The sequence below is a fragment of the Haloferax sp. s1 genome (genome assembly GCF_058382125.1).
Genome location: NZ_JBZRPK010000508.1, coordinates 1 through 6141, shown reverse-complemented (window position 1 = coordinate 6141; position 6141 = coordinate 1). Strand labels below are relative to the sequence as shown.

6 protein-coding genes, 1 tRNA gene and 1 pseudogene are annotated in these 6141 nt (G+C 62.4%); 5 read left to right on the top strand and 3 right to left on the bottom strand.

Translation table 11 applies throughout. From position 1 onward, the window contains the following. Positions 1 to 569, top strand: a 569-nt coding sequence (locus QT222_RS08240; protein ID WP_491476881.1) for a helix-hairpin-helix domain-containing protein, incomplete at its 5' end; no start/stop codon positions are given. Next, entirely contained in the window at positions 566 to 1060 is a 495-nt protein-coding gene (cgi121, locus tag QT222_RS08235) for a KEOPS complex subunit Cgi121 (RefSeq protein WP_491476880.1), read from the top strand. The genes QT222_RS08240 and cgi121, both read left to right, overlap by 4 nt. 231 nt (positions 1061 to 1291) lie before the next feature. Here cgi121 and QT222_RS08230 read toward each other — a convergent pair. Beyond that, positions 1292 to 1364 (bottom strand) — tRNA-Gln (locus tag QT222_RS08230). A 132-nt stretch (positions 1365 to 1496) separates the two neighbouring features. Here QT222_RS08230 and QT222_RS08225 point away from each other — a divergent pair. Together QT222_RS08225 and QT222_RS08220 are read left to right on the top strand one after the other, a co-directional pair. Next, positions 1497 to 2069, top strand: coding sequence for an IMP cyclohydrolase (locus tag QT222_RS08225; RefSeq protein ID WP_004058819.1), 573 nt, complete (start codon positions 1497 to 1499; stop codon positions 2067 to 2069). A 69-nt stretch (positions 2070 to 2138) separates the two neighbouring features. After that, the gene (locus tag QT222_RS08220) at positions 2139 to 2798 is read left to right on the top strand and encodes a metallophosphoesterase family protein (RefSeq protein ID WP_004058820.1); all 660 of its coding nucleotides are present in this window, start codon (positions 2139 to 2141) and stop codon (positions 2796 to 2798) included. A gap of 61 nt (positions 2799 to 2859) precedes the next feature. Here the strand turns inward: QT222_RS08220 and QT222_RS08215 are convergent, their stop codons facing one another. After that, a complete protein-coding gene (locus QT222_RS08215; protein ID WP_004058822.1) occupies positions 2860 to 4206 on the bottom strand; it encodes a tryptophanase in 1347 nt (448 codons plus the stop codon). Between the two features lie 368 nt (positions 4207 to 4574). Beyond that, positions 4575 to 5753 (bottom strand): aspartate kinase, encoded by a 1179-nt coding sequence (locus tag QT222_RS08210; protein ID WP_004058824.1) that lies wholly within the window; start codon positions 5751 to 5753, stop codon positions 4575 to 4577. Between the two features lie 185 nt (positions 5754 to 5938). On the opposite strand from QT222_RS08210, the pseudogene QT222_RS08205 reads away from it, so the two are divergent. Continuing rightward, positions 5939 to 6141, top strand: a pseudogene (locus QT222_RS08205) (hypothetical protein); the annotation flags it as partial.

The following is a 6141-nucleotide window of genomic DNA, read 5'->3' as shown; positions in this document are numbered from 1 at the left end:
GTCGCGTTCCCACCGAGTACGAGGACGTCGCCTTCGAAGACTGGCTCTCGGCGCTCAAGACCGCCAAACTCCTCGAAGATTGGGTCGGCGAGGTGGACGAAGACCGAATCACGGAGCGCTACGGGGTCGGGCCGGGCGACATCCGTGGAAAGGTCGACACGGCGGAGTGGCTCTTAGGCGCGGCCGAACGACTCGCCTCCGAACTGGACCTTGATTCGGTCTACGCTGTCCGTGAGGCCAAAAAGCGCGTCGAGTATGGCGTCCGCGAAGAACTCCTCAACCTCGCGGGCGTCCGCGGTGTTGGTCGAAAACGCGCGCGGCGGCTGTTCGAGGCCGGTGTCGAGACCCGTTCGGACCTCCGCGAGGCGGACAAGTCGCGTATCCTCGCCGCTCTCCGTGGTCGGCGGAAGACCGCCGAAAACATCCTCGAAGCGGCAGGTCGAAAGGACCCGTCGATGGACGACATCGATGAGTCCGACGCGCCGGACGATGCGGTCCCCGACGATTCGGGATTCGAGACGGCGAAAGAGCGTGCCGACCAGCAGGCGAGTTTAGGTGATTTCGAATGAGAGTACTCGAAGCCGAAGCGACCGTCTCCGACCTCGACGCGTTCACCGCTACCGTCGGAGCGGTCTCCGACGAAACAGAAGCGACGATTCAAGCGTTCGATGCTCGGTACATCGCGGGCCGCAGCCACCTCGAACGGGCGGTCGAACTCGCTGACCGAGCCATCTCCCGCGGCAACGAAATCGCCCGCGACCGCGCCGTCGAATTCATCCTCTACGCCAGCGGCCGCCGCCAGATTAACCGCGCATTCGAAATCGGCGTCAGCGAAGGGACGGTGCCCGTCGTGATTCTCGTCGACGGCGGTGACGAGGACGCCGCAGAAGCGGCGCTTTTCGACCGGCTCGACCTCACGCCCGCCGACACGCTCGGAGACTACGACGAATCGCTCGTCTGCGATTTCTTCGACATTGGCGACGACGAACGCGCCGCGGCGGACGGCGACCTCGCCGCACTCGTCAACGAGCGCGTCGCACTTCTCGCGGTCGACCGTTGAGTCGAATCCACGGCTCGGCTGCTGTATCTGGGTTTCTCACGATTTACCGGACTGCAGTCTATCGGTTTCCACTCGAAACGAACCCCTTCAGTTTCCAAAAGTAACCCCTTCGTTTCAACTGGAGAACAGGGGACAGCGTCGCCCCGAAGAGTGTAGAGAACGAAGAATAGTTCCACCAGGATTCGAACTTCCGGAAGTTACCTTCCGACGTTCGAACCGCGCGAACCAGTATAGTTCCACCAGGATTCGAACCTGGGTCGTTGCCCCCAGAAGGCAACAGGATTGGCCACTACCCCATGGAACTTCGCATCACTTCGTAATTCGTGGGCATTTGTAAACGTTGCGTGTCGGCCCTCGCGTGCAAACTAGTGACATACAACAGAACAGACGTGCATAAACCACCAACTATTTGCCCCTGTTCTATCCACTGTCGTGTATGTACGTCGGACGATTCGTCGTCGTCGGTCCCGGAATCGGTGCCTATCGTGTCTCCTCTCGGTCCTTCCCGAATCGACAGGTCGTCGACCGGGACGGAGCCCTGACCGTCGGGCCGACGCCCGATGCCCCGGAGACTGACAACCCTTACATCGCCTACAACTGCGTCCGCGAGGGTGGTCAGTACGTCGTCGTCGGAAACGGGTCACAGGTCGACCCAATCGCCGAAAAACTCGACCTCGGCTACCCGCCGCGCGACGCACTCGCCGAGATTCTGCTCGCACTCGACTACGAGAAAGACGACTACGACACGCCGCGAATCGCGGGCGTCGTCGGTGCCGACGACGCGTACATCGGCATCGTCCGCAAGGACGCACTCGTCGTCGAAGCGGTCGAGGAACCGACGCTGGTTGCGACCTACGAGGAAGACGACCCGCGGACGTTCGACCTGTCGGCCGAGAGCGCCGCCGATGCGGCCCGCGAACTCTACAACCACGAGTTCGAACACACGGTCTGTGCCGCCGCGGCGACCGTCGGCGAGTCGGTCGAAACCGCCTTCTACAACGGCGAGTAGTCGAACCGAGTCGGTCCCGTCACCGACTTCAGCCCCGTACTTTTCACCCGAGGACCCGTATCGTGAGCCATGCTTCTGGGCGTTATCTCGGACGTGCACGGAAACCTCCCGGCACTCGATACCGTCCTCGAATCGCTGCCGCCGGTCGACGAACTCGTCTGCGCCGGCGACGTGGTGGGGTACAATCCGTGGCCCGAGGAGTGCGTGACCACGCTGTCGGAGCGGGACGTGCCGACCGTTTCCGGGAACCACGACCGAGCAGTCACAGCCGCGACCGGCTTTCGGTTCAACAGCATGGCCGCCGCTGGCGTCGACTTCGCCCGCGAAGAACTGTCTCCAGAATCACTCGACTGGCTCGAATCACTTCCGGAGACGCGAACCGTCGCCAACGGCCGGGTTCGACTCGCCCACGGCCACCCGGACGACCCCGACCGGTACACCTACCCGGAGGGTTTCTCACCCGCGCTGCTTTCGGGCGAAGACCTTCTCGTATTGGGGCACACCCACATCCAAGGCCACGAAATCTACGACGAGGGAATCGTCCTCAATCCGGGAAGCGTCGGGCAACCCCGCGACGGCGACCCGCGGGCGGCCTACGCCGTCGTCGACCTCGAGACGATGACGGTCGAAGAACACCGGGTCAACTACGACATCGACCGAGTCGCAGAGCGCGTCCGCGAAGTCGGACTGCCAAAACGGCTCGCGAGTCGACTCTACGAAGGAAAGTGAATCGAGAAGGCGAATAGAAGCGAATAGAAGGCAGTCAGAAGACGGCGGGATGCGAGCGCTTTCAGTTCGAGGTCGGTTCGAGTCGCGCCGAGAAGTGCCGAAGCTCCTTCATCGGCGGTTCCTCGATGATTTCGAGACCCTCGTACTCCTCGGCGTTCTCCATCGCCTTGACGGCCGTCTCAGCGATGTGTTCGAGGTGTTCGAAACTGTACGTCCGCCGTGGGAGCGCGAGACGGACGAGGTCCGGACGGTCGGTGCCGGGGAATGCGAATCCGCCGAGTTCGACGCCGCGGACGCCGCCTTCGCGGTAGAGCGCGCAGACGAGCGCCTGCCCGGGGAACTGCTCTTTCGGAATGTGGGAGAAGATTTCGCTGGCGTCGAGGTAGACGGCGTGACCTCCGGTCGGAAGGTAGACGGGGACGTCCTCTTCGGAGAGCAAGTCACCCAATTCGGCCACTTGCTCGACGCGCTCGCCGATGTACGGCGGCGTGACCGCCTCGCGGAGGCCGACGGCCATCGCCTCGATATCCCGGCCAGAGAGGCCGCCGTAGGTGGGGAAGCCCTCGTAGAGAATCGCCCGCTGCTTTGCGTGTTCGAATATCGTCTCGTCGTTCATCGCGGCGAACCCGCCGATGTTGACGAGGGCGTCTTTCTTCCCCGACATCGTGATGGCGTCGGCGTGTTCGAACTGCTCGCGGGCGATTTCGGCGATAGACATGTCCTCGTAACCCGCCTCGTTGGTCTGGATGAAGTGAGCGTTCTCCGCGAACCGGCAGGCGTCCATGACGAACATCGCGTCGATGTCGCTTGCGAACTCGGCAGTGGCGCGAATGTTCTCCATCGAGACGGGTTGGCCGGCGACGGAGTTGTTCGTGATAGTGAGGACGACGACCGGAATCGAATCTGCACCGACTTCCTCGACGAGGGCGTGACCCGCGTCGAGGTCGAAGTTCCCCTTGAACAAGTCGGTCGAGTTCGGGTCGCGAGAGGCGGGCGACGGGCAGTCGACGGGTTCGGCACCCTGGTTGACGATGTGCGCCCGCGTCGTATCGAAGTGCGAGTTGTTCGGGACCACATCGCCGTCTTCGAGAAGCACACCGTAGAGGACGTTCTCCGCACCGCGTCCCTGATGGGTCGGAACGACGTGTTCGAATCCCATCACATCGCGGACGGATTCGGCGAGGTTGTCGAACGACTCGCTGCCGGCGTACGCCTCGTCGCCGCGAATCATCGCTGCCCACTGGTCTGCGGACATCGTTCCCGTGCCGGAGTCGGTCAGCAAATCGATGTAGACATCGCGAGCGTCGAGATTGAAGACGTTGTACCCCGCCTGTTCGATGGCGGCCTCCCGCTCCTCGCGAGAGGGAAGTTCGATGGGTTCGACCATCTTTGCCTTGTATGAGCGCATACCACCCTATACGGCCGTGAATGTGAAGAATAATGCAGGCGGAAAACAGGGGAGATACGGTTGTTTCTCGTCGTTTTCGGGCTATTCTGTACATCGGTGTTGGTGTCTGTGTTGATTGCCACCATGGACCGTCAATTCTGACCGGTGTCTCGGCTGGGTAGGCTATTGTCTCGGCTGAACAGGCCAGTGAGTTGGCTAGCCTGTCCGAGTCCGAACCGGTCCAATCCGGCCCGGTTCAAGAGATAGCGGTGGTCCGTGGTGGACGATGGTCTGTAGTGGGCGATGGTCCATGGTAGACGGTGATCCACGATGGACTCCCTCGGAGAGACACGTTGACGATAGCGTGTCTCAGAAGCAGTCGAACCGGCTCAGAACTCGTTTTGGATGATTTCGAGTGTCTCCTCGCGGTCGTCCCACGCCACGAAGATGGCGACAGACGTTGCGGAGGTGATGACATCGTGGATATTGATGCCCGCCTCGGAAAGCGGCTGGACGATTTCGAGGATGACACCCGGCCGGTTCGGAAGTTCACCGCCGGTGACGCGAATGACGGCGATGTTGTCTTCGACGGTGACAGACGAGAGGGCTTCGTCGGCGACGACGCGGTCGTGAAGCACTGCCTCCGCCTGATTCGACTCCTCTTCGAGGACGTAGAACGTGATTGAGTCCATCCCGGAGGCGACCGAGTCGACGTTTATGTCCTCGTCGCGCAGGGCGACAGAGAGGTCCGCGAGGATACCCGGTCGGTTGCGAATCGCTCGTCCCGCGACGGTAAGACACGCAAGCGGGTCCTCCTGCATGTCGATGAGGTTGTGGAACTCACCTTCGATGAGCGTCCCGCCGGTGAGTAAGTCACCGTGTTGGTAGTGAACGACGCGAACGTCGAGTTCTTCGTCCTTGTAGGAAAGCGCCGACGGCGCGACGACCTCGGCACCGCGGAACGAGAGGTTTCGGAGTTCGTCGACGGTGATTCGGCCGACGTTCCGCGCACCTTCGACGACGCGCGGGTCGCCAGTCATGACACCCTCGACGTCGGTCACGATGACGACCTCGTCGGCGTCCATGTACCTGCCGAGCATCACGGCGGTCGTGTCGGAGCCGCCGCGGCCGAGGGTCGTAATCTCGCCCTCGAGGTTCTGTGCGAGGAAGCCCGTGATGACCGGGACGACGCCGTCTAACTCCTCGGCGAGTTTCGCGGCGCGCCGCTGGGTTTCTTCGACATCGACTTCGCCGAGGTCGTTCGCGATGACCGGCCAGTCATCAGCCCCGGGTTCGAGGAACAGTGCATCCACGCCGCGAGCGGCGAGCGCCGCCTTGAGCATCCGAACGCTGGTTCGCTCGCCCATCGAGACGATTTCGGCGCGGTCTCTGTCGTCGGCTTCGAATTTGATTTCGTCGAGCAGGTCGTCGGTCGTCGACCCCATTGCAGAGGCGACGACGGCTATCTCGTGTCCCTCTTCGACGGCCGCGGCGATAGAGTCCGCGGCGCGATTAATTCGGTCACCGCTCCCAAGAGAGGTGCCGCCGAACTTCGCGACTACGCGCATCGTCCCTCCGCTGCGTCGTGTCGCTGCGACTCTCGGTGCTCAAACATGCGAGGGGCTAACGCGGGGGGACGTATAACTATGTCCTCCTTTTCAACCGTTGCCGACATCGGCGAATCCGCCGCCGAGACGGTCCCTAACCCTTCTTTGTGCGGAGGTTTATGAACGAAGGGGCGAAACGTTTAGCTATGAAAGTCAGAGACGCCGTCGACTCGGACGCCGAGGCCCTCGCCGCCGTCGCCGATGCGCCGGAACGGGCAATGCGTCGGTTGATACAAGACCGGACGGTCCGCATTGCAACCGCGGAAACCGGTGCAGACCCGAATGCAGACACACCGGCAGCCGACGACCCAGTTCTCGGTTTCGTCGGATTCGACGTTCGAGATGGCGG

What these genes read in the sequence shown, in the direction of transcription:
- cgi121 (WP_491476880.1), top strand. Translation starts at nt 566, where the DNA reads ATGAGAGTACTCGAAGCCGAAGCGACCGTCTCCGACCTCGACGCGTTC.
- QT222_RS08225 (WP_004058819.1), top strand. Translation starts at nt 1,497, where the DNA reads ATGTACGTCGGACGATTCGTCGTCGTCGGTCCCGGAATCGGTGCCTAT.
- QT222_RS08220 (WP_004058820.1), top strand. Translation starts at nt 2,139, where the DNA reads ATGCTTCTGGGCGTTATCTCGGACGTGCACGGAAACCTCCCGGCACTC.
- QT222_RS08215 (WP_004058822.1), bottom strand. Translation starts at nt 4,206, where the DNA reads ATGCGCTCATACAAGGCAAAGATGGTCGAACCCATCGAACTTCCCTCT.
- QT222_RS08210 (WP_004058824.1), bottom strand. Translation starts at nt 5,753, where the DNA reads ATGCGCGTAGTCGCGAAGTTCGGCGGCACCTCTCTTGGGAGCGGTGAC.